At 46.8% G+C, this 24,468-nt stretch carries 18 protein-coding genes and 1 tRNA gene; 9 read left to right on the top strand and 10 right to left on the bottom strand.

The genetic code is table 11. From position 1 onward, the window contains the following. Window positions 1–59: 59 nt before the first annotated feature. Window positions 60–1,109 carry a zinc-binding alcohol dehydrogenase family protein gene (locus MD536_RS20625; protein ID WP_239603675.1) on the top strand — a complete coding sequence of 350 codons (1,050 nt, stop codon included), beginning with the start codon at window positions 60–62 and terminating at the stop codon, window positions 1,107–1,109. On the opposite strand, the gene MD536_RS20620 is transcribed toward MD536_RS20625, so the two are convergent. The 6 genes from MD536_RS20620 to MD536_RS20595 all read right to left on the bottom strand — a co-directional run bounded on the left by MD536_RS20620 (window position 1,106) and on the right by MD536_RS20595 (window position 7,093). Continuing rightward, a complete protein-coding gene (locus MD536_RS20620; RefSeq protein WP_239603673.1) occupies window positions 1,106–2,794 on the bottom strand; it encodes an ArnT family glycosyltransferase in 1,689 nt (562 codons plus the stop codon). The two genes, MD536_RS20625 and MD536_RS20620, sit on opposite strands and share 4 nt — an antisense overlap. Window positions 2,795–2,808: 14 nt before the next feature. After that, on the bottom strand, window positions 2,809–3,414 hold the full coding sequence (locus MD536_RS20615; protein ID WP_239603671.1) for a phosphatase PAP2 family protein: 606 nt from the start codon (window positions 3,412–3,414) through the stop codon (window positions 2,809–2,811). A gap of 102 nt (window positions 3,415–3,516) precedes the next feature. After that, window positions 3,517–3,840 carry a Rieske (2Fe-2S) protein gene (locus MD536_RS20610; RefSeq protein WP_239603661.1) on the bottom strand — a complete coding sequence of 108 codons (324 nt, stop codon included), beginning with the start codon at window positions 3,838–3,840 and terminating at the stop codon, window positions 3,517–3,519. Beyond that, on the bottom strand, window positions 3,827–5,038 hold the full coding sequence (gene hflX, locus MD536_RS20605; RefSeq protein WP_239603659.1) for a GTPase HflX: 1,212 nt from the start codon (window positions 5,036–5,038) through the stop codon (window positions 3,827–3,829). The genes MD536_RS20610 and hflX overlap by 14 nt, the downstream gene beginning before the upstream one ends. Window positions 5,039–5,127: 89 nt before the next feature. Beyond that, on the bottom strand, window positions 5,128–5,907 hold the full coding sequence (locus tag MD536_RS20600) for an outer membrane beta-barrel protein (protein WP_239603651.1): 780 nt from the start codon (window positions 5,905–5,907) through the stop codon (window positions 5,128–5,130). Between the two features lie 142 nt (window positions 5,908–6,049). Beyond that, window positions 6,050–7,093, bottom strand: a complete 1,044-nt coding sequence (locus MD536_RS20595) for a Gfo/Idh/MocA family oxidoreductase (RefSeq protein WP_239603648.1) — start codon at window positions 7,091–7,093, stop codon at window positions 6,050–6,052. 79 nt (window positions 7,094–7,172) lie between these two features. Here MD536_RS20595 and MD536_RS20590 point away from each other — a divergent pair, with 79 nt between their 5' ends. After that, window positions 7,173–8,681, top strand: coding sequence for a sulfatase family protein (locus tag MD536_RS20590; RefSeq protein WP_239603646.1), 1,509 nt, complete (start codon window positions 7,173–7,175; stop codon window positions 8,679–8,681). On the opposite strand, the gene MD536_RS20585 is transcribed toward MD536_RS20590, so the two are convergent. The 3 genes from MD536_RS20585 to MD536_RS20575 are packed head-to-tail and all read right to left on the bottom strand — an operon-like array spanning window position 8,638 to window position 10,554. Next, window positions 8,638–9,165 carry a GNAT family N-acetyltransferase gene (locus tag MD536_RS20585; RefSeq protein WP_239603644.1) on the bottom strand — a complete coding sequence of 176 codons (528 nt, stop codon included), beginning with the start codon at window positions 9,163–9,165 and terminating at the stop codon, window positions 8,638–8,640. The genes MD536_RS20590 and MD536_RS20585 overlap by 44 nt on opposite strands. Window positions 9,166–9,170: 5 nt before the next feature. Next, window positions 9,171–9,797 (bottom strand): class I SAM-dependent DNA methyltransferase, encoded by a 627-nt coding sequence (locus MD536_RS20580; RefSeq protein WP_239603642.1) that lies wholly within the window; start codon window positions 9,795–9,797, stop codon window positions 9,171–9,173. 19 nt (window positions 9,798–9,816) lie between these two features. After that, window positions 9,817–10,554: a YoaK family protein gene (locus tag MD536_RS20575; protein ID WP_239603641.1), complete on the bottom strand. Its 738-nt coding sequence runs from the start codon at window positions 10,552–10,554 to the stop codon at window positions 9,817–9,819. A gap of 181 nt (window positions 10,555–10,735) precedes the next feature. Between MD536_RS20575 and MD536_RS20570 the strand changes: the two genes are divergently transcribed. Continuing rightward, a complete protein-coding gene (locus tag MD536_RS20570; protein ID WP_239603639.1) occupies window positions 10,736–13,102 on the top strand; it encodes a family 10 glycosylhydrolase in 2,367 nt (788 codons plus the stop codon). A gap of 42 nt (window positions 13,103–13,144) precedes the next feature. On the opposite strand, the gene MD536_RS20565 is transcribed toward MD536_RS20570, so the two are convergent. Further along, window positions 13,145–13,218 (bottom strand) — tRNA-Ile (locus MD536_RS20565). 156 nt (window positions 13,219–13,374) lie between these two features. Between MD536_RS20565 and MD536_RS20560 the strand changes: the two genes are divergently transcribed. The 6 genes from MD536_RS20560 (at window position 13,375) to MD536_RS20535 (ending at window position 24,466) form a co-directional block, all read left to right on the top strand. Then, window positions 13,375–13,956 (top strand): RNA polymerase sigma-70 factor, encoded by a 582-nt coding sequence (locus tag MD536_RS20560; RefSeq protein WP_234868421.1) that lies wholly within the window; start codon window positions 13,375–13,377, stop codon window positions 13,954–13,956. Window positions 13,957–14,076: 120 nt separating this feature from the next. Continuing rightward, window positions 14,077–15,180 carry a FecR family protein gene (locus MD536_RS20555; protein ID WP_239603637.1) on the top strand — a complete coding sequence of 368 codons (1,104 nt, stop codon included), beginning with the start codon at window positions 14,077–14,079 and terminating at the stop codon, window positions 15,178–15,180. Window positions 15,181–15,390: 210 nt separating this feature from the next. After that, the gene (locus tag MD536_RS20550) at window positions 15,391–18,669 is read left to right on the top strand and encodes a TonB-dependent receptor (protein WP_239603635.1); all 3,279 of its coding nucleotides are present in this window, start codon (window positions 15,391–15,393) and stop codon (window positions 18,667–18,669) included. Between the two features lie 18 nt (window positions 18,670–18,687). Next, window positions 18,688–20,196, top strand: a complete 1,509-nt coding sequence (locus tag MD536_RS20545; RefSeq protein ID WP_239603633.1) for a RagB/SusD family nutrient uptake outer membrane protein — start codon at window positions 18,688–18,690, stop codon at window positions 20,194–20,196. A gap of 29 nt (window positions 20,197–20,225) precedes the next feature. Continuing rightward, entirely contained in the window at window positions 20,226–21,095 is an 870-nt protein-coding gene (locus MD536_RS20540; protein ID WP_239603631.1) for a LamG domain-containing protein, read from the top strand. Window positions 21,096–21,175: 80 nt separating this feature from the next. After that, window positions 21,176–24,466, top strand: a complete 3,291-nt coding sequence (locus MD536_RS20535; RefSeq protein ID WP_239603629.1) for a VCBS repeat-containing protein — start codon at window positions 21,176–21,178, stop codon at window positions 24,464–24,466. The last annotated feature ends 2 nt before the right edge of the window (window positions 24,467–24,468 follow it).

The following is a 24,468-nucleotide window of genomic DNA, read 5'->3' as shown; positions in this document are numbered from 1 at the left end:
AAATGAAAATTTCCTGCCCCCCACCCCCATATTCTTAGTAGTTTGCATATCAACTTTATATGATATACTCTTCCCTTATTTGCGACCAACCCGGATCCTTTCTTTACCGGCAGGATCAACTGGAGCCGACACCTCCTTCCACTAACACCCCAACCGCCCTGCTCAAGGTCAAACAGGTCGGTATCTGTGGTACCGATCTCCACGCTTTCGAGGGTACCCAACCCTTCTTCCAATACCCCCGTATCCTTGGCCACGAAATCTGCGCCGAAATTGTGGAGCTTCCCCAAATGGCAGTCAATCCCCATAATTTCCAACCCGGCGACCTGGTAACCCTGATCCCTTATTTCAGTTGCGGCTCCTGCATCGCCTGCAGATCCAATAAACCCAATTGCTGCTCCTCCATCCAGGTCTTCGGTGTCCATATCGATGGCGGCCTTCGCCAATTTATCCAGGTTCCCGTATCCGCCCTGGTCAAGGGCAATAATATGAGCCCCGATCAACTAGCCCTCGTTGAACCCCTGGCCATCGGCGCCCACGCAGTTAGAAGAGCCAGCCTCCAGGCCGGTGAATATATCCTGGTGATTGGTGCAGGTCCTATTGGGCTCGGACTTATGGAAATGGCGCGACTCACAGGTGCTTCTGTTATCGCGATGGATGTCAACGCAGCGCGACTCCAATTTTGTAAACAACAGCTCGGTATTCAGCATACCATCAACCCGAAAGAACAGGATGCTGTGGAAGCAATTAGAAATATCACAAAGGGAGATATGGCCACCGCGGTTTTTGATGCTACCGGTAATCTTAACGCTATTGAAGGCGGACTGCAATTTCTCGCCCACGGCGGACGGTTCGTACTGGTTGGTTTGCAGAAACAAGCTTTCTCTTTTTCACACCCCGAATTTCACAAACGCGAATCCACGTTGATGAGTAGCCGAAATGCAACAAGGGATGATTTCAACTGGGTGATCAGCTCGCTGCAGTCGAATCTCATTCAACCGGCTAATTATATTACGCACCGCATTGCGTTTACCGAACTGGCAGAGCAGTTTAAATCTCTCTCCAATCCTTCAAACGGAGTCATTAAAGCTATGGTTGATATGGAGGCCTAAGGCTTCGGACCTACTTCCATCAAATACCGATACTGCAAATACTTCGGTCTTTTATCCGGCATTAAAAACCCGATCTTCAATTTGGAGATATGATAATGCGGAAAGCTGTCCACCACCTGCACCGGTATGCCCATCGTTACCAATGTATCGCGCTGCTCTCTGGTACTATAATACAATACCGCACTGTCTTTTGCTGCACTGATTACCTCCGCACGATCGGTATAACGTACAGGCCCATCCGAATAAAAATCCAGTGAATAGGAGAGTGGATTGGTTTGATAAATGCGTTTGCCGGGTTGCTGCTGATTCACCTGTTTGGCTACCTGCTCGCCCGACTGATATTGCAACAAGGCCGGATAAAAATAAAGGTTCAAAAATCCATAGAGCGTAATCGCCGCCAGGCTGGTACTTAATACCATCCGCGCGGGTAAGCCAAAGCCATAAGTGGCTGTTTTTTTCCTTAACAGGTTCCAGATGATCGCCATGGATAATACATACACCAGGGGACTGAAATTCGTCAGGTACATTAATCCCCATAATCCAATACATCCTGCAAGTAACAATATAGAAATACCCACTTGTATGCCTCCCAACACCCGGATCTTTTTACTCTCCACATCCTGGCGCAGGAGCCAGTCCGCCGTCACTATCGCAAAGAAGGGAAACACGATATTCATATAATGCGGCAACTGAAACCGCGATGCCGAAAACAATAAAAAACAGATCAGCGATATCCCCGGCAACACCCATTCTCCTTTTTCTCTTCGCACCAGGCCCTTTATTTTCTCCCACATGGCGATATACAACAATATCGACCAGGGTAAAAAGGCCCATAACAAGGTATGCAGGAAAAAACTTGGGTCACCCTTGCCTTTGATCGGCCCGGTATTCATAAACCTTCCAAACTGGCTGTCCCAGAAGAAAAACCGCAAGCCCGATACCCCCGTCCTCCCAAATACTACTTTCTCCGGATGTTGATCAAACTGCCAATACAAGGTTAGCAATTCCGGCAAGATGAAAACCCCCACCAGCCCCAGCGCGATCCACCATTTCGGTTTACTCAGTTCCGCTTTCAACTGCCCGTTCAATGCCCAGTGCAAGAGAAAGGCACCCACCACCGGTATCAGGATAAAAATACCCTTGGTCATGATCGCCGCCGCCATAAACAAAGCTCCCAGCAACACTCTACCCGTCCGGTGCCACCCGTCCGGTGAACTAGGCAACCAATAATACACACAGCCCGCCAACAGTCCCGTCAGATAAGGCTCGGCCCGCACATCATTATTGGAGATCACCAAATGCAGGGCTGTCAAATAAATCAGTAACGCTACCTGCGCTACCTGCTCGGAATAAAGCTTGCGGCCGATCTGAAAAGTATACCATCCCCCCAGCGCCCAGAATACCAATGCCGGAATCTTATATGCGATCTCATTAATGCCAAAAATTGAATAACTGATGGCCGTCATCCAGAAAGGAAAATGGGGCTTGTCCAGCCAGTCGCGGTTATGGGCATACAAATTCACCCAATCCCCTTTTAATACCATCGTTTTGGCTATGCTTGCATACAAGGCGCCATCCGGCTCCAGGATGCTACTGTGTAATCCCAACAGGTTTACCAGGATACCTGCTACCACCAGGGCAATATACCAGGACCGCCAGCGGACCGGCGACAAAAAATCCGTCATGTAATAAAGATTAATCAGGGTAGGGGTACGGTATCCGGGTTGGCCATCCTTCTCTTCCGGTTATCCCAGTACTCAAAGAGTTTGGCCATCGCGGTTCCGATAAAGATACCCAATAATCCTCCTCCCAATATATCAATGGGATAATGTTTGCCTACATAAATCTGCGCATAGCCGATCAGGAAAGCCCACAGGAACAACCAATACCAGCGCTGCCCCTTAATCATATAAATGGCCCAGTACCAGAAGGTCGCCAATGCAAAATGATTGCTGGCATGGGAAGAAGGAAATCCATATTTGCCGCCACAACCTACCAGGGAGCGCACTACCCCCTCGAGATCGTCCTCATAACAGGGACGCTCACGCGCGAAAAAAGGTTTGAACAGGGACGCACTGCTGAAATCAGCCAATCCAAAACTCGCTACTGTTAACAGGATGAATACCAGCATTTTTGACTTTGCATTCTTCCAGATCCAGTACAACATGAAGGCATAAAAAGGGATCCAGAGTTTGGCTTCCCGCATGCCCAGCATGAAATGATCCATGAAATTAGATACCCCGGTGCTTTGTATAAATTTGAAAATGGTATAATCCAGTTGAATGAGAGATTCGGTCCAGCTCATGTGTGTGATTTGTTCGACGAAAATGTGTTTCGTATGTGAACAAACTACAATGTGCGTGTTACCAAAGTTTTAAAGATCGATTAGAATACAATTAGAATTTTGCTAACACCACACATACACCCCATCTTCCCTTTCCTCCACCGGCCAGTGCTTCAGGTAATACCCTTCACCTGAAACATTTCTACCGGTACCCATATTAAACCGGTACCTATGTAAGGGGCATACGACATTCCCTAATGCATCAATAAATCCTTCTGCAAACAGCCCGCTGGCATGCGGACATTTATGCGCAAACGCAAACAGCTTTTCCTTATACCGCCCGATGCAGATTGGCCTTCCTTCCAGCTCCGCTAACGCGATCTGGTTGCCACTGAAGCGCAGCTCCTCAACGGATTCGGCAATCTTTATCCAGTTATTCTCCCTCATTCGCCTGGAAGGTTCCGAAGAACTCGGTTTTATAAGGATAGCGCTCCCGGTACAACTGCCTCACTTTATTCAGAATCGTGGCTCTCAAGCCCTCCAGGTTCCGGCGCTCAATCGCAGATACAAACACACAGTTGCCCTGGGTATTGTTCTCCCAACGCTCGCGCAACTCTTCCAGGATCTGGGTCTTCACCTCGGGCTCCAGCCATTCATCAAACACATTCTTCTCATACTGATCCAGCTTGTTGAAGATCGTGATCATCGGCTTCTCAGTTACCTTCAGTTCCTGCAGAGTTTTATTCACCACATTGAACTGATCCTCATATTGCGGATGCGATAAGTCCACCACATGCAACAGAATATCTGCCTCGCGCACTTCATCCAGCGTGCTTTTGAAGCTTTCTACCAGGTGGTGGGGCAACTTCCGGATAAATCCTACAGTATCACTTAACAAAAAGGGAGTGGTGTCAAATACTACTTTTCGTGTGGTGGTATCCAGCGTTGCAAATAATTTGTTCTCCGCGAATACTTCACTCTTGCTCAGGATATTCATCAGGGTGCTTTTCCCTACGTTGGTATAGCCCACCAGGGCCACCCGGATAAACTCCCCGCGATCCTTGCGCTGGGTAAAGGATTGCTTGTCTATTTCGCTTAACCGCCTCCGTAAGAGCGCGATTTTCTCCTTCACAATCCGGCGGTCCGTTTCAATTTCAGTTTCACCCGGACCCCTGGTTCCAATTCCACCTCCCTGGCGTTCCAGGTGTTTCCACATCCCTTTGAGGCGGGGTAAGAGGTACTGGTACTGCGCCAGCTCCACCTGGGTTTTGGCCTGCGCAGTTTTCGCACGCCGCGCAAATATGTCCAGGATCAGATCCGAGCGGTCAATGGTTTTCACCCCTAATGCTTTTTCAATATTGAGGATCTGCGAGCCGGTCAGCTCATCATCAAATATGACCAGGTTGATATCCCTTCCGGTGATATAATCTTTAATCTCTTCCAGCTTTCCTTTACCTACAAAGGTTTTGCTGTCGGGATGCGCCAGTTTCTGTGTAAATCGTTTCACAGCTTCCGCACCTGCTGTTTCGGCCAGGAAAGCCAGTTCATCCAGGTACTCCGTGACCTGCTGCTCATTCTGATCTTTCTGTACCACTCCCACCAGTACGGTGCGTTCATTTTCTGCTATCTGCTTTTTTTCTATCAATTCGCTTTTATTAAGATGTTGCTCAGGTCGGCAAAATTAGCACAAAAAAAGCGGGCCAGGGGGCCCGCGTTCTTATGAATCTATTTATATCAGAGTCCGCTGATCGTTAATCCCACCGACATCGGGTGCACAGGCGGTCCCTGGTTGTCCTTGATCAGGGTATTCACCTGGTAGGAGCCAAAGATCCCGAATGGTCCATAGCTGATCCTGGCGGTAGCTGCTATCCGCAACGCATTGAAATAACGCCTGGAATTGATCTTCTCTGTGTAATTGTTGATGGCGCTTCCGGATTTGGTCTGGAAGTTCTTTCCCTTGGTGTGGGCATTCAGCATGGTTCCCACTTTCGCACCCACCGCAAATTTCCAGCTCTTGTTGGTGTTCTCCGGGTTAGCTGCAAAACGCAGTTCTACCGGTACTTCTGCCCAAACATTTACCAGTTTGTACTTTTTAAAATGGTTGGTATCTGCCAGGTTGCGGAAGGCCAGTGTCGGACTATTCCCCGCAATCTGCACATCGTGTTTGTCAAAGAAAATATTGCTGGATCCTATGCCTACACCAATTCCAACACTGAAGCGGGGATCCACCTTAAAGGGGAAATCCATCATCAGGTAAATATTCAGGTGTCTGCCTATGCCGGTCAGCCGGATCGAATCGGGCACCTGGGTCCAGGTATCATAACCAAACTGGAACATGAAATGATCATTCGCACGGTTGGCTATTTTTACCTTGCTCCAGTCTTTTTTCGGTTTGGATACTTTTTCCTTGATGGCAGGTATGGGGGCAGCTGGATTTTTTACTGTGGAATCCGTCTGAGCCTGAACTGCCAGGGTCAGCAGGAGGGCAGACAAAACGGCTGAAATTTTTCTCATACTAGTTGATAAAGCGCAAATCTATCGGTTGGACTGCCAGGGTCCTCCCTTCACGTTGTTAATGTTATTAAAAACCACAGCCGGCAATGGGTTCCAGCTGAAGCGAGCGCAAAAATAGGGCTTTTCCGGCTGACCAGCGCGTTTAGAGGCTGATCACACGTTTTTCACGATGGCTTTGCTGAGCTGCATCCAATACGGTCATGGTTTTGATGGCATCTGCCACAGGTACAGGATTTGGAGCCCCGTTTACCAGGGTCTGGTACACATCCTCAAAGAATCCCATATAATTACCCGGTGTTGACTTGGTTTCTTTCCGAACCAGTTGGCCATCAATTATGCTATGTAACAAGCCATCTGCCTTTTCCGGCGCCGGGCACCAGGGTTCCAGGGAAGGAATGGTTCCTTTGAGTAATTCTGTTTCCTGCAGATCAGATCGCTCCTGGATAAAGGTCCCGTTCATGCCCTGCAATACAAAGGCAGGTACGGTTTCACGTGCCACTACTGTTGCTTTGAGGCGCACCCGCATACGCGGATAAAACAGCAGCAACTCAAAATAATCATTGCTTTCCACGCTATCCCGCAGGGTCATGATATCTGCAAATACAGCCTGCGGCCAGCCAAACAATTGTAAAGTCTGATCCGTCAGATGCGATCCCAGATCATGCAGCACTCCTGCTCCCGGCAGGTTCTTCTCTTTATGGGCCTTGCCACTGGGTTCAGTACGATATCGGTCATACCTGAATTCAACTTCCCTTATCTCGCCCAGCCAGCCCTTATCCACTACCTCTTTAATCGCATGATAATCTCCATCGTACCGGCGATTCTGATACACGATCAAATGCAGGTTCTTCTCCTTTGCCAGTTGATCCAGTTCCGCAGCTTCTGCCGCATTGGTAGTTACCGGCTTCTCTACAATTACATGCTTACCTGCCTGCAAGGCCTGTTTGGCAAAATCAAAATGCGTTTGCGTTGGTGTGTTGACAATGATGAGCTCGATGGTATCATCCGCCAGTAAGTCTTCTACTGAACGCGCCAGCTTGCTATGCGGATACCTGGAGCGTGATTCCTGGTTATGGCGTTCAACGATCGCCGTTAGTTCATAGCCTGGATGATTGTCTACAAATGGCGCATGAAACAATTTGCCACTCATGCCGTAAGAACAGATGCCGGTATTGATGATTCTCATACCCTCTAAAATACACCCTTCAACCGAAAGAGATCGCATTTTCGGAATTAATGGCTATCTTTTTCACCAAACTTTTGACATGAAACAGTTGCTTGCAGCCTTCCTGTTCGGGACTTTTTTTACTACTTCACAGGCCCAGGAAAAGCTGAATGTGGTGTTCATCCTTACAGATGATCACCGGCACGATGCCATGGGCTTCACTGGCCGCATTCCCTGGCTCGAAACTCCCTATATGGATAAAATGGCCAAAGAAGGGGTTTGGGTGAAAAATGCAACTGTTACCACCGCGCTTTGTTCTCCTTCGCGTGCTTCTATTTTAACCGGACAATATGCACATACGCATACAGTTGTCGATAATTTTTCTCCCCTGCCTCCCAATCTTCGTTTCTTCCCGGAATACCTGCAGAAAGCAGGATACCAAACCGGCTTCTTTGGCAAATGGCATATGGGCCACCAGGGCGATCAGCCACAAAAAGGCTTTCATCATTGGGAGAGTTTCACGGGACAGGGAGTTTATTTCAATCCCCGGCTCAATATCAATGGCGAACGCATTCAATACAAGGACAGTACCTACATCACCGACCTGCTGACAGATCATGCGGTGGATTGGATTCGCAAACAGAAAAAGGGGCAACCTTTCTTCGCCTATATCTCACACAAAGGGGTACACGATGAATTCATGCCCGCTCCCCGGCACAAGGGGCGTTATGCCAATAAGCCGATTCCCTATCCTTCTACCATTAACCTCACAGCTAAACCTAACAGCAAGATCTTCGGTGATACAACCCTGTTACCGATAGCCCATCGCGCGGCTTCAGATCCTGCTTATAATGTGAAAGACATTCCGGCCTGGGTTTGGGCGCAACGCAACAGCTGGCATGGCGTGGACTTCATGTACAATGGCCGCGTTTGGTTTGATGAATTTTATCGCCGCTATTGTGAAACCCTGCTGGCAGTGGATGAAAGCATCGGTCGCATTTTGCAAACACTCAAAGAAAACGGCCAGGATAAAAATACTATCCTCGTATATATGGGGGATAATGGTTTCCTTATGGGGGAACATGGCCTGATTGACAAACGCAACATGTATGAAGAGAGCCAGAAAGTGCCCTTGCTGGTCTATGCACCGGCACATATAAAAGGCGGACAAATTCTCGATGCCGTGATCCAGAACATTGATATCGCGCCCACAGTGTTGGACATTGCGCGTGTTGAAAAGCCTTCGCAAATGCAGGGCAATTCTTTTCTTCCTTTGCTGAAAGGCGCCAAAATCGCCTGGCGCAGCAAAGCTTTTTATGAATACTATTGGGAATATTCTTTCCCGCAAACACCTACTACTTTTGGTGTGCGCGATGGAAAATATAAATTCATTTATTACCCCGGAGTCTGGGATATCAGTGAGCTGTACGACCTGGAAGCAGATCCTGAAGAAAAGCGCAATCTCTGGCGTCATCCGGAACACCAGGAAACCGCACTCAGACTCCGTAATGAACTCTGGGACTGGCTGGAAAAAACAGGCGGGATGCAGATTCCCTTGAAACGCATCACTGAGAAGCGGGGCGATTATGGGAACCATCAATTGTACTGATCATATCATAGTTGGCGCCCTCCCATTCGAAATACCCGACAATCCGGAATCCATTTTTCAGATAGAAATTCACTGCGCGGATATTGGCACACTGAACGCCACCCCATAGGATCAATCGCGTGATCCCTGCATCTTTAAGGTAGGGAAGGGCTTGCGTTAACATGAGAGTACCTGCTCCTCTGCCCTGGTATCCATCTCCCAATACAGGGGCATAGGAAGCTGTCTCCTGGTGAATCGCCATTCCATATTGCATATAGCGATCGCGCTCCCAGGGAAAAGCACCTTTGAGAAAAACCTGGTAACCCGCCAGCTCCTCTTCCACAAAGGTTAGGAGCATCAGGTGCGCAGGGTCAGCTATCTGCTGCTGCAGGCTTTCCCGATCCATCGAATGCGGAGCATACAATCGGCGGGTTGCTTCCTGCAACTGCTGATAAAAATTTACAATGATGTCAACATCAGCGGCGGTGGCGATTCGTGTATACATAATTGTTAGCTTACACGAAACAGCAGACTGAGGATGCGGGGCATGTCGCGGTTGTCTTCATCAAACCATTCTTTCAGTTCCACCAATTCAAATCCCTGTGCTTTGGCTGCGGCATAAAATTCGCCTAAATGGTGATTGAAACAGGTTACCACCTGCTGGCCTTCTGCTGTTTCGAACCTTGCCTTGGTTCCGGTATATTGTTTAAAGGGGTGTAGTTCTCCCACATATACATAGCCGTTAGGTTGCATCACGGCTTTCAATTTTGCAAAGATGCTGTCGAGGTTTTCAATATGTTCCAATACCAGGCTAAAGGTAGCGAGGTCATAAGGTCCTCTGGCAAATTGCCAATCCTGCGTGATATCAGCTTCTATGAATGCCACCTGCGGCGAGTTGATTTTTTCTCTTGCCTTGGTCAGCATGCCTTCCGACAAATCAACTGCAGTGATCTGATCCGCAATGGTCAGCAACCATTCGGTATTCTTGCCGGTACCGCAGCCAATCTCCAGGCAGTTCCTGAAATGGCGACCGGCCAGCAGAGTTCTTAAGCTGATCGCTTCCAGATCCCGCGTGCGGTTTTTATTGCTATCATAAATTTCAGCCCATTGGTTATAGGCAGATGAAACGTTCGACATAGTATTGAGTTGCTCAAAATTATTTTGATTGACGGACTGCTTTCATTTTTCGTTGCACCACCAGCACGCGTAATTTAATGGCATCGTATAATAAGCCAGCCAGCAAAAGAAATACAGCAACTAACAGGATATGCAATCCAACCCTGCTAAAGGGTAATCCACCTGCTATCCCTCCCAGGAAGAAAAACCCGATGATGGTCAGTCGGAGGCGAATAGAGGATCGCAGTCTTTCCTGCTGCTCCTCCTTCTTGTAAAAGAACAACTGCGACAGTTCAATTCCGAGGTCAGTAAACAAACCGGTCAGGTGCGTCGTGCGTACAGTTGCATTGGACAAACTGGTCACCAGGGAGTTTTGCATGCCCATACTGAAGAGCAGGATATAGGCGAGCAGGTTAGGTTGACTTTCAATAATCCTCGGCCCGGCCAGCGCAGCAATCAGCAGGAGTCCGGCTTCAATCAGCACGGGCCGCAGAAAGGCTTTTTTCTCACTGTGCCGAAGTCCCGCTTCCACCAGCAGGTTGGAAAAAAAAGAGCCTGCCAGGAAAAACAGGATGTACAGGAAATAAGCAAATCCCGCCCAGAGCTTCCATTGCAGAACCTCTTCCATGAAGAAGGCAAAATGCCCGGTTACATTGGTGGTTAATTGCTGGATGGATAAGAATCCTACCACGTTCACCATTCCCGCCACAAAAGATAACAGGGAGGCGATTGCCAGGTTATGTTGAAAAGTGCGGGTCTTGCCGCGATGTTTAAACATAGGGAATGAAGGTCCTGATTTTTTTAAGCAGAAAAATATATGGTAGATTTTTTATACGCGAAAAAATCTTGGGTATAATTTATAGAAATGCGGCTATTTGCGGTATTTATTTCAAGCTAAATGCGGTTCCTTCTCTTTCAGTTTCCGTATTTTCCTGCATAAACCAGATAAATACTGCATTATGAAAAAAACGCTACTTCTTTTTTCAGTATGTATTTGGGCGATGCTTGGCCTAAATGCACAAACACCTAAGAGAGAATTCCGGGGCGCCTGGATTGCCAGTTATTTTGGAATCGACTGGCCTAACCGGAACCAGACGCCTGCCCAACAGCAGGCTGCCCTGATTTCAATTCTCGATCACCACAAAGCAACCGGTATTACGACCATTTTCCTCCAGATCAGAAGTCAGTCCGATGCCCTCTACCCGAGTGAACTGGAACCCTGGTCCAGCGACCTGACAGGTCTGCAGGGCCGTGCACCCAATCCCCTCTGGGATCCCCTGGCTTTCGCCATTGAGGAAGCACACAAAAGAGGTATGGAATTACATGCCTGGATCAATCCCTACCGGGCGGTCGGCAATGCTGCCAACCTGCCCAACTTCGCGGAAAATCACATCGCGAAGCGCCACCCGGAATGGCTGATCAGTACCGGGGTGCTGAGAACCCTGGATCCCGGTATCCCGGGTGTTCGGGATTATATCAATTCCGTAATTGCGGATATCGTTACCCGTTATGATGTGGATGGTATTCATTTCGATGATTATTTTTATCCCAATGCCGCCTTCAATGATGATGCTACCTATGCAGCAGACCCACGTGGTATTGCTGATCGGGCCGACTGGCGTAGGGATAATGTAAACCTGCTTGTTGCCCGGATCAATCAAACCATCAAACAACTCAAGCCCTGGGTTGAATTTGGTATTTCACCTTCTGGCATTTACCGCAACAGTCCGGATCCTTCTATAGGCACTGCAACCTCCGGCTTGCAACACTACTCCCAACTTTATGCAGATAGCAAAAAATGGCTGCAGGAAGGATGGATCGATTACCTCGCACCACAGGTATACTGGTATATCGGTCAGCCTGGTGCCAACTATGGCATCGTTACTCCCTGGTGGAATAACAACAGTTTTGGAAGAAGAATGTATATCGGTTTGGCCGGTTACAAAGTAAATGATCCTGCTCAGGGCGTGAACTGGGCCAATCCTTCTCAGATCCCTAACCAGGTTAGATTAAATCGCAGTTTGGAAAATATATCCGGACAAGCCATCTACAATACAGCGAGTTTGAGAAGCACTACCAGACTGGGTTTCAGGGATTCACTGCGACTTGATTTTTACAGCAGGCCGGCCCTGCAACCTACCATGCCCTGGATTGATGCGGTGGCCCCGGATGCTGCTACAGATTTGAAAGTGATCAAATTTGGTACAACCCATAATCTGCTGAAATGGAAAAAGCCTGCTGCAACAGGGGATGAGTTGAATCGCGTGCGGCAGTTTGCCATCTACCGGTCAACCAACTCCGGCATTGATATAGAATCAGCAGACAACCTGATTGCCATCACCAACCAGGATGAAACTTCTTTTGAAGATCGTACTATAGCACCGGATCAAACCTATTATTACCTGGTTACTTCTCTGGATCGCCTGCACAATGAAAGTGCGCCTTCCAATACCGCGACCTTCCAGTTGCCGACAATTGAATGTCCGGATAACCAGCAGTCTGTGTTGGATGAAAACTGCAGTGTAGCAGTGCCCGATTTCACCGCCAGTCTGCCTGCCCAGGAAGATATCACCTACTCTCAGGAACCATTGGCTGGCACTATTATTTCGGGCGCCGGAACTACTACTGTTACCTTACGTGCTACAGATATTGGAGGCAATTTCAGCAACTGTAGTTTCGAATGGACCAGAGTAGATCAAACGGCTCCTGTAATTACCGGATTGCAAACTGATAAAACAGTATTGCGGGTGCCCAATCATAAAATGAATGAAGTGGCAGTGAATTATACAGCAACTGATAACTGCGGACCAGTTACTGTAACGCTGGAGGTTTCCAGCAATGAACCAGTGAATGGAACAGGAGATGGAAATACAGCACCCGATTGGGAAATTATCAACAATAACCTGGTTAAACTAAGGGCGGAACGTTCCGGCAATGGCACAGGTAGAATTTATACCATTACGGTGATTGCAACTGATGCAGCTGGTAATCAATCAAGCGCCACCACTGAAGTACGCGTTCCACATTCAGCAGCAAGTGTTGCTTCCTCCGAAGCAGCACTGATGGAAAACAGTCAGCCAGTTGGCAACTGGGTGAAACTGCTGCCCAACCCAACTACCACCAGCTTTACACTTCGCTTACTCGGAACCGGTAGAGAGCAGGTGAAACTTCGCATGCTGGATCTGACTGGCCGTGTAATCGAATCACGTGCAGGCATAGCCGATAATGCAACCCTGCAATTCGGTGGTAATTATCGTCCCGGTAATTATTTTGTCGAAATCCAACGAGGAAAAGAAAGATTGGTGCTGAAGCTGATCAAACAATAATAAATAAAGAGGCTGCATTTAACATGCAGCCTCTCTTTCTTGTGGGCCCTGCCGGGCTCGAACCAGCGACCCTCTGATTATGAGTCAGATGCTCTAACCGACTGAGCTAAGGGCCCTTCCTCTTTCGAGGCGCCATCCCAAAAAATGGTTTGGCAGGCCGCAAAAATATAAAAACCCCGGCGATTTGCGCCTGCCTGAAAAAAATATTCCGCAACTGATTCAATATTGTACATTTATACCTCGATTTTGCTTTTTAATTGCTGCTGATACACATGATTGCTCCTGCCAGAATACAATACCTGAAGGAACGCATTGCGCGTTTTAACGACCAACAGGCCTATCGGGAGTTGTATATGGCATTTTTCCCTCCCCTTCTTCAGTTCGCCAGTGGTTTTATTAAATCCCGGCAGTCGGCCGAAGAAATAGTGTCTGATGTATTTATTACCATCTGGGAGAAACGCAATCGCCTGGAACATGTCAGCAATCTTAAACTGTATCTGTATACCGCCACCCGCAATACAGCCATTAATTATATAACCCGTCACAATAAAGTGATGGTGACTGATCTGAGTGAGTTGCCCGTTGAGTTGCAGTCCCTGCAGTATGATCCGGAGCGCATGCTGATTACCTCCGAGATGAAAAAAATGATTGCGGAAGCGATCAACAGTCTGCCTGCCCGCTGCAAACTGATCTTCAAACTGGTAAAAGAGGATGAACTCAAATACCGGGAAGTAGCTGAATTGCTGAAAGTATCCATCAAAACAGTTGAAACCCAGATGAGCATTGCGCTCAAGCGCATCGGGGAAGCCATCCGTTTTGACCCCCGCAAAACCCTGCCCACCGGTAAACGTTAGGCCCCCCGCCTCCTTTGTCCCTTCTTCCATTCCTCCTTCTTCCTTTCCTCCATTATTTTTTCTTCCCTGCTTTCAGGGTAACCACCCATTTTCCTTGTCTTATACTTTAACAATCTACACATGCAAGACAGGATTTGGGAAATTGTTGCCAAAAAACTCGCAGGAGAAGCCAGCGTCCATGAATTGGAAGAGCTGGAAGAAGCGCTGCGGAAGAGCCCTGAATTGCATTATCCTCTTCAAACCATTTCCGATCTCTGGTTTCATTCCGTACCCGTTACAGAAGATGCCAGCCAGGCATTCGAACGGCATCTCGAAAGAATGAAAGCCCAGGGAATTGAAATGGAACCGGCTGATAATCAGGAAGTAATAGAGTTTGAGGAAAAATCGAGCCGGTTCGTATGGCTGAAATGGATGGCAGCTGCACTGGTTGTTGTTATCGCCGGATGGTATTTTTTATTAAGAGATTCCTCCTCCGCCGGCAGCGATTCGGCCCCCTCTCTTGCCCTTAATAGTGAAGTCTCTACCAAAAATGGATCCCGCTCCAAGATCATGTTGCCCGATGGAACCCAGGTTTGGCTCAATGCCGGTTCCAAACTGACCTATGGAAAAGAATTTGGAAACCGCTTGAGGGAAGTAACCCTGACCGGGGAAGCCTATTTTGATGTGGTGAAAGATTCTGCCAGGCCTTTTTTAATCCATGCCCGCAATGTTGATATCCGGGTATTAGGTACCGCCTTCAATGTGAAATCTTACCCTGGTGATAAAACTACCGAAACCAGCCTCATCCGCGGTAGCGTGGAAGTGAGCATCAAAAACAGGCCCAAGGAAAAAATCATCCTGAAGCCCAATGAAAAGCTGGTTGTTAATTCCGAGCTGGACAGTATAGTTGCCAAACCCAGTCAGCCGCAGGTAGCAAGGGCCGTAAGGACTGCACCCCAGGTTGTCCTCGACCAGGTAAACTATCATGAAAAAGAACAGGTAATTGTTGAAACTTCCTGGGTGGACAATATCCTGATCTTCGATGCCGAAACCTTTGCTGAACTGGCTCCGAAACTGGAACGCTGGTACGGTGTGAAAATAATTTTTACTTCTCAGGATATTCAAAAAATCCGGCTTACTGGTTCTTTTAAGGGCGAATCTCTTCAAACAGCGCTTAAAGGATTGAAAATAACTGCCAATTTCAATTACACCATAAAAAACGATACCGTGATTATCTCACCTTAAACATATAAAACTCGATTGCATATGACGCCAAACTCCTCCTAATAAAAACGGGAAATGCGCCAACATTTCCCGCAGGATACTTAAGATGCTATCAACGCTCGCAATGTTGATAAACCTGTTTATGTAACCCTAATTGCTCAAAGTATGAAAAAAACTTCATATGGTGGCACGCTATTGTGTCAACCATTGCTGCTAAAGTTTTTCCGAATTATGAAATTGACTGCTCTGTTTATGCTGGTATGTGCCCTCCAGGTTTCGGCTGGGGTTTATTCCCAAACCAGGGTAAGTCTTAAAATGGAAGGGGTGAATATCAAAAAAGCCCTTTCTACCATCGAACGTAAATCCAGTTACCGGTTCCTCTACAACCTTGCTTTGTTTAATGAAAATGACAAGGTGGACATCTCTTCTTCCAATGAGGAAGTGTTGAAAGTGGTGGATCGTCTGCTGGAAAATACTGACCTGACCTACGAAGTGCTCGACAATTACCTGGTAGTTATCAAATTCAAGGGAGTTGAATTCCAGCAACAACAGGTTACCGGTCGCATTACCAATGCCGCAGGTGAACCCTTACCCGGCGCCTCTATCAAAATCAAAGGAACTACCGGAGGTACTTCGGCTGATGCAAATGGTAATTTCACCATCTCCGTTCCTGCAAATGCAACCCTGATCATCTCCAGCATCGGGTTTGAAGACCAGGAAATTAAAGTTGGTGATCGCACCATCCTGAATGTGGCGCTGAAAGAATCTACCCAAATCCAGGACGAAGTGGTGGTAATTGGTTATGGTACCGCCGCCAAACGCGATCTTACAGGTAGTATCACAAAAGTGATGGGTAAGGAAGTGGCTGATAAACCCAACACCAACCCGGTGGCTTCTCTCCAGGGTAAGGTTGCCGGTCTGAGTATCGTGAACTCCGGTACACCCGGTCGTGAACCGGATATTCGGATACGCGGTACTGTTAGTATCGGTGCTGTGAAGCCTTTATATGTGGTAGATGGGATTTTCAATGACAACATCGATTACCTCAACCCCAATGATATTGAGTCGATCGAAATTTTGAAAGACCCTTCATCTCTGGCGATCTTCGGTATCCGCGGAGCTTCCGGTGTAATTGCCATCACAACCAAAAAAGCAAAAGCCGGACAACTGCTGATCAACTTCAACAGCAGCCTGGGTGCTAAAAGACTGGTTGATAAAATCGACATGGTAAATGCGCAGCAGTTTAAAGAACTGTTCAATGAAGAACAGGCAAACCTGGGCATTACCGGCAGCGATTTATTCGACTATACTCCCTGGACCGGTAATACAGATTGGGTAGATGTCATGACCCGTACAGGTATTTTCAATAACAATAACCTGAGCATTACCGGTAGTTCTGAAAAGAATAAGTTTTACATGGGCATCGGTTATATTACCGATGAGGGTGTTGTTAAAAATGAAAGACTGGAGAAAATCCTCCTGACAATTAATGATGAATACAAAGTAAATAAAAACATCAAGCTTGGGTTTAATATGAATGGTTTCCGCCAGCGCCTTCCATTCAGCCAGGCAGATGGTTTGTTGTTTGATGCCCGCCGCGTATTGCCTATCACAGATCCTTTTGATGAAGCTAGTGGAAGATATTCTCAGCTAGCTCTTCAGCAAGCCCAGATCAGCAACCCGCTGATGAACCTGGAAACAAAATGGGATAAGGAAAAGAGGATGGAATACCGGCTGGTAGGTAGCGTTTATTTTGATGTAAATTTCCTGAGAAACTTCAACTGGCGTTCTACCCTCTATGGTGATATGTCATGGGGCGACGACCGCACCTACAATCCAATCATCGAGGTTTTCAACCCGACACTCCCATCAGGCGAACAGGTTTTTGTTGATCCCAATAACAGGATTACTTCCGTTAGCCAGAATAAGCAGGAATGGAGAAAGTTCCAGCAAGATCACATCCTGACCTTTAAAAAGGATTTTGGTGATCATGGCCTGACTGCCCTTGCTGGTTTCACAACTTACTTTAATACCTACAGCGGTCTTTTTGCTACAGCACGTCAAAAAGATCCGGGTGATGCAATTCCTGATGATCCCCGGTTCTGGTATATTGATAATGGATTTGTAGATCAGACAACACGTCGTTCTTCTTCTGCTCAATGGGAGAAAGCTACAGCATCCGGATTGTTCCGCCTCTTGTATAATTACCAGGGCAAATACATGTTGAATGCTTCTTTCAGAAGAGATGGTTCATCCCAGATTTCTCCTGAAAACCGCTGGAAAAACTTCTACTCAGTAGGTGCTGCGTGGGAAGTTACCCGCGAAAATTTCATGGCCCGCCAGAACCTGTTTGATTATCTGAAAATCAAAGCTTCCTGGGGTCTTCTCGGTGTGCAGAACACCTATGGTTATGATTATCCATTCTACCCTGGCCTGCAAACAGGTAATACAGCGGTGTTTGGAAATAATATCATCCCTGCTTATTCTCAGGCATATATTCCTAACCAGAATCTGACCTGGGAAGTGGTGGATTCCAAAGAAGCTGGATTTGAAGCCTATTTGCTGAACAATCGCCTGCGTGTTGAAGCTGCTTACTATCATAAAGATACCCGCGATGTAATGACCCTGGTTCGGGTAGGTTCTGGTGCGGGCAGCCGTTTGGATAACGTGGGCCGCGTGAAAAACAATGGTATTGAAGTTGCAGCTGGCTGGACTCAGAAAATCACCAATGATTTCACCCTGACTTTTAATGGTAACATTACCACTTTCAATAACAAGGTGATTTCTCTTGGTGGTGATCGCCTTCCCCCCAGCGAAGAAAGACCAAACGTAACCGAAGCTGGTTATCCGATTGGTTATTTCTATGGTTATGTGGTGGATGGTCTGTATCAGAGTTATGCTGATAAACTGGCTTCTCCTCCTGTACAGGGTTATGAGTATGGTCCGGGTGATTTCAAATACCGCGATATCAATGGTGATGGTGTTATCAATTCTGATGACCGCACAATGATTGGTAATCCTACTCCTGATTTTGCCTATGGTTTCTCCCTGGGTGCAAACTTCAAGGGTTTTGATTTCGGTATCGACTTCAATGGTGTTTACGGAAATGAAATCTATCGCTACTGGGGTAGTTCAGAACTGCCATTTACCAAATTCAACTATCCGGCTTTCAAGTTGAATCGCTGGAATGGTCCGGGTACTTCTAACTGGGATCCGATCCTGGGTGACAACCGTGCCATCAACCGCCTGCCTTCTACTTATGGTATTGAAGATGGTAGTTATATCCGCATTCGGAACGTACAAATCGGTTACAACTTCAGCTCTAAACTGATTCAAAGAGCTGCAATGAAGAGCGCAAGAATTTTTGCCAATGTGCAGAACCTGAAAACTTTCAAGCGTAATTCCGGTTATACACCTGAGTTCGGTGGTATTGCTACTTCCTTTGGTATTGACAATGGTAATGGTCCATTGCCTATGGTTATCACAGGTGGTATTAATGTTACTTTCTAATCAAAAAATCTTACAGCTATGACATATAAAAAGAATGCAATGAGGGCTGTACTGGTTGGTTTACCAATCCTGCTAATACTGGCTGGCTGTTCAAAATTCCTGGACAGAAAACCACTTACAGCCACCCTCGATGACCTTACACAAGGTGGTATAGAAGGCCAGATCTATGGCCTGTATGGTGCCATTCGAAATGGAGATGTAGCCGGACAAGGATTCGGTGGCATTCCCTGGCTGGGTATGAATAACTTCAGGTCAGATGATTCTGAAAAAGGAAGTAGCCCTTCCGATGGTGCCGACTGGGGTGTGATTTATGACCAATTCCAATATGCAAAAGACCACTGGTCTTCCACAACCTATTGGGATCAGCACTATGTACTGATTGGTCAGGCGAATACAGCCCTTCAATTGGCTGATTCACTCAATGCGAATGATCCTGCATCATTGGTAAATATTGCAGAAGCCAGGATGTTCCGCGCCTATGCTTACTTTGATCTGGTTCGTGCTTTTGGTGAAGTTCCCAAGATCGATTTCCGTGTGTATAATCCGGAAGATTCGAAAGTTCCTAAATCTTCAGTTGCTGAAATTTATGCATTGATTGATTCAGACCTGGAATTTGCACGAGCGAATCTTCCTGTTGAATGGCCTGCACAATTTGTCGGACGTTTGACACAGGGTGCAGCGCAGGCACTGACTGCAAAAACACTGTTGTACCGGAAAGACTGGGCAGGTGCTTTAAGCTATGCAGAACAGGTGATTAATTCCGGCAGATACGAACTCTTCCCCAATTACCAGCAATTATTTACAACCAGAGGAGAAAACAGTAAGGAATCCATCTGGGAAATTCAATCCTCCATTGGTGCGAATAATACAGATAATTATTTCTCCTGGTACGGTATTGCCCAGGGTGTTCGTGGCGCTGCTGAATGGGATCTCGGATGGGGTTGGAATACACCTACTGAAAACCTGGTAAATGCATATGAAGCAGGAGATCCACGTAAGAACGCTACCATCCTGTTTTCCGGTCAGGATGATGGATTGTATGGAAAAACTGTTCCGGCATTTCCTTCTATTCCACGTTTGTATTGGAATAAAAAAGTATATCCGGAACCAGATGTACAATTGGCAACCAGTAACAGACAAAATGGTTGGCTTAACCAGCCCATCCTTCGTTACGCGGATGTACTGCTGATGGCTGCAGAAGCTGCCAATGAAATTGGTGGCGCAGCGAATGAAGCAAAAGCGGTGCAGTATGTAAACCAGATCAGGGCCAGGGCAAGAGGTAATAATGCGGCAGTGCTGCCCAATATTGCTTTCACCAGCAAAAACCAGATGCGTACAGCGATCCAGCAGGAAAGAAGGGTTGAGCTGGCCATGGAAGGAGAACGCTTCTACGACCTGGTTCGCTGGGGATTGGCAGAACAGGTGCTTGGCCCGCAAGGTTATCAGCCAAGACATCAATACTACCCGATTCCTCAATCTGCGATCGATTTTTCTGGTGGCATCCTGATCCAGAACCCGAATTATTGATTTGTTTTCACCGATTTAAAACCTGAAGTATGACTACAATACTTTTAAATAAATGGTTTCGTCGCAGCCTGGCTATTGCCGGGTCTGCGGTGATCCTGGCATCCTGCCAGAAAAGTACCGAACCCGCATGGCGTGAATACCCCGAGGATTCCAACCCTCCGGGTGGCCCGCTTAAGTTTTATGCAGCTTTTGATGGCACAACCGATAATCCCCTGATGAATGCAGTGGATAGCATTCGTGCCAACTTTGCGGCAGATAATCCCCTTACTGCAGTGGATGGCGTTAGTGGTAAAGGTGTTAAGGGGGAGGCGATGAAATTTATCAAATACGCCAAGCCCAACGACTTTGCTCAAACCGCTAAAAGTTTCACCATCTCTTTCTGGTATAAACGCGATGGACAAACGAAAAACAACAAAGGTGGTAACGGTCCTGAATACCCGATTAGTTTCCGGGCAGATGTAGCTAACGCACACTGGTCTGTTGCGAGCATGTTTGTTATCATCGAAGGCAACAATGCCGGTTGTGCTGTTAAAGTGATGACTGCCGACAAAAACAAGGCAGACAATTGGTTCACCTGGGAAAATGCGGATGTTATTCCCGGTATGCTGGATAACCAATGGCATCATATTGCTTTGGTATATGACCAGGCTACCAGTGGCATGACCCTCTACCTGGATGGAGTTGCGAATCCAAAAGTTCGCACCTGGAATAACCATGGTGCCATCAATTTTGCAAATGACCATATCACAGAAATGAGAATTGGTAATGGTCCGGGTAATAACCTGGATTCCGATGACTGGCTCTCTTCTTCCTGGAAAGGTGAACTTGACCAGGTAAGGCTGTATGGTGATGCTATTTCAGCAGCAGAAGTGCAGGCCCTTTTCAATTCTAAAAAATAATACAGTAGTTAAGGCTTTGTATTCGCATATAAGAGGGGCTGATCAAGGAATTGTTTCAGCCCCTCTTTATCATAAAGCTCATGAATTCCGCTCGCCATATTATTTCTTCCCGATGTTTTTCTGCTTTGCTTGCTGGCCTGTTTTCTCTCAGCTTGCTGTCCGGATGTAAGCAGGAATCAACCCAGTTCTCCATCCTGTCCGCCGCTGACTCCAATATTGATTTTGCTAACAACCTGGAAAAAAGAGAACGGCTTAATATTCTCTATTATCTCTATTACTACAATGGTGGTGGGGTGGCAATTGGTGACATCAACAACGATGACCTGCCCGATATTTATTTCACTGCCAATAAAAAGGGGGGCAATCGCCTTTACCTGAACAAGGGTAACCTGCAGTTTGAAGATATTACCGAAAGCGCTGGTGTGGCTGGTACCGGCGACTGGCACTCAGGTGTTACTATGGCAGATGTCAATGGCGATGGTTTTCTCGATATCTATGTTTGTGCAGTTGCCGGATCTTTTCAGCTTACCGGTAAAAATCAGCTTTACATCAATAAAGGAAACAATCAGTTCCAGGAATCCGCAGCTGCCTATGGCCTGGATTTTTCCGGCCTCTCCACACAGGCCGCCTTTTTTGATTATGACCGCGATGGCGATCTCGATTGTTATCTCCTGAATCATTCCAAACAACCTCATAGTAATATAATCGATACCTCCAACAGAAGAAAACCTGATCCCCTTGCCGGCGACCGCCTTTATCGTAATGAGCTCAGCGAAGGCAAACATTCCTTCACAGATGTTTCTGCAAGCGTAGGCATCTATCAAAGCAAACTCGGTTATGGATTGGGGTTAGCTATCTCCGATTTTAATAATGATGGCTGGCCGGATATTTATGTTGGAAACGATTTTCATGAAAACGATTACTACTACCTCAACAACCAGCAGGGTGGTTTTACAGAAGCAGGTGCTGAACATTTTCGACACTACAGCCGCTTCAGTATGGGCAATGATGCTGCAGATCTGAACAATGACGGCCAGGTAGATCTGGTTACGGTTGATATGCTGCCTCCCGATGAAAAAACGCTCAAAACCTATGGCAGTGATGAAAATCCGGATATCTATAAACTGAAGCTCGAACGCAATGGCTACCAGCACCAATTCTCCAGAAATGTTTTACAAATTAATAATGGAGCTGGAAAAAGTTTCAGCGATCAGGCACTACAGGCCGGCGTGTTTGCTACTGACTGGAGCTGGAGCCCCTTGCTGGCCGACTTCAATGGGGATGGCAATAAAGATCTTTTTATCAGCAGCGGCATCCTGAAACGCCCGGTTGATCTTGACTATGTACGTTTTGTTAGTGCCATGGAGCGCAACCAAAATCTCAGTGGTACAGATGCCTACGATGATGAAGTCATCAAAGCGATGCCCGATGGTGCTACCCATCCTTTCTTCTTCCGCAATTCCGGCTCCGGTTTATTTGAAGAGGTTTCAAAAACCTGGGGCACATCGAATCTGAAAGGATATTATACCGGAGCAGCTTATGCAGATCTGGATAATGATGGTGATCTGGATATCCTTATCAATGCCATAAATGAAAAGGCAGTCCTGCTCAAAAACAATCAGCAACCTAAACAATACCTGCGATTCAAAACAAGAGGAGAGGGACTGAATTCCAAAGGTATTGGTGCCCGCTTGTATGCATTCCATTCCGGCAAGCTCCAGTTGCAGGAAATTATACCTACCCGTGGCTTTCAATCCTCCTCCGATACCCGCTGGGTTGTTGGTCTTGACTCCATTGGAAAAATCGATAGCTTACTGGTGATATGGCCAGATCAGCAATTCCAGGTACTAACGGCGTTCACTGCTAACCAAACCATCGAGCTGGATCAGTTAAATGCTTCCGGAAAATTTGACTATACAACTTACTTTAATCCTGCAGTTGATCCGTTTCAGCCAGCCACTTCAAGCATTCCTTTCCAGCACAGGGAGAACGCATTTGTAGATCATAATGTACAATACCTGATACCACATGGGCTCTCCACACGCGGACCTAAAATGGCAATTGCAGATCTGAATGGCGATGGCCTGGATGATGCATATATAACCGGAGCAGCCGGACAGCCAGGTGCCCTTCTCATGCAAACAGCAACTGGTGGATTTGAATCAAGACAGGCAGATCTCTTTCAGCCCTTTGCTGCCCAGGAAGAAGTGGATGCGATTTTTTTTGATGCTAACACCGACGGACAACCGGATCTCTATATCGCAATTGGTGGTAATGAACTGGAAGACAATAACCCGGGTTTGCAGGATCGCTTGTATATCAACCAGGGCAAAGGTGTTTTCAAACTGGATACTACTGCACTTCCTCCCGTACGATTTAATAAAGGCGCTGTTACTGCTGCTGATATTGATAAAGATGGCGACCAGGATATTTTTGTTGGTGTACTGGCCAATGCCCGCCAGTACGGAGTTCCACATCATTCCTATCTGTTATTGAATGATGGTAAGGGAAAATTTTCCATCGCCAATAAATCCATTTTTGATGGTGAGAACATCGGCATGGTTACCTCTGCTTCCTTTGCTGATCTGAATAAAGATGGCTACCCGGAATTGATTGTAGCTGGTGAGTGGATGCCGGTGATTATCGCGAAAAATAATTCCGGCAAACTTACCCGCGAACCTATTCCAGGGTCTACGGGTTTATGGCAATCCATTTTCCTTACTGATACTAACGGAGACGGTCAAACGGATATTCTCGCTGGTAACTGGGGACATAATTCCAAGTTGTATGCTGGGAAAAATGGTCCTCTAAAGCTTTACATAAAAGACTTTGATAAAAATGGAAGCATTGAACAGGTGATGGCCTATACCATGGATGGAAAAGAATATCCTTTTCTCGCCAAAGATGAATTGGAGCGGGCTTTACCAGTCCTTAAGAAAGCCTATCTGACCTATGGCGAAGTGGCGGGTAAAACAGTAGACTTCATACTCTACGACCTGTTCACTGATTATATAGAACAGAAGGCGGAGGTGCTTGGCAACTCTGTTTTTATCTCAAATGGCAAAGGTGCGTTTACCCGATCTGATTTGCCCGCTTCTCTTCAACTGGCACCAATTTTTGCATTTGCACAAATGGAGGGGTCGGGAAAAAATTTTATCGCTGCCGGAAATTTTTACAATGTCACACCCTATGAAGGTCGATATGATGCGCTTAACCCCATCATTTTTGCAATGGATGGTACTTCGCTCCCGATTACACATTTTCCTGGTGAAGTGCGCGATCTTCAATGGCTTCGATCACCCGGAAATAAAAAAAGACTGGTTGTGGTAAGAAATAACCAGTCCCCATTAATTTTTGACTTTTCAAATTAAAT

It is taken from the genome of Flavihumibacter cheonanensis (genome assembly GCF_022352215.1).
Lineage (GTDB): Bacteria > Bacteroidota > Bacteroidia > Chitinophagales > Chitinophagaceae > Flavihumibacter > Flavihumibacter cheonanensis.
This window is presented reverse-complemented; position numbering and strand designations above follow the sequence as displayed.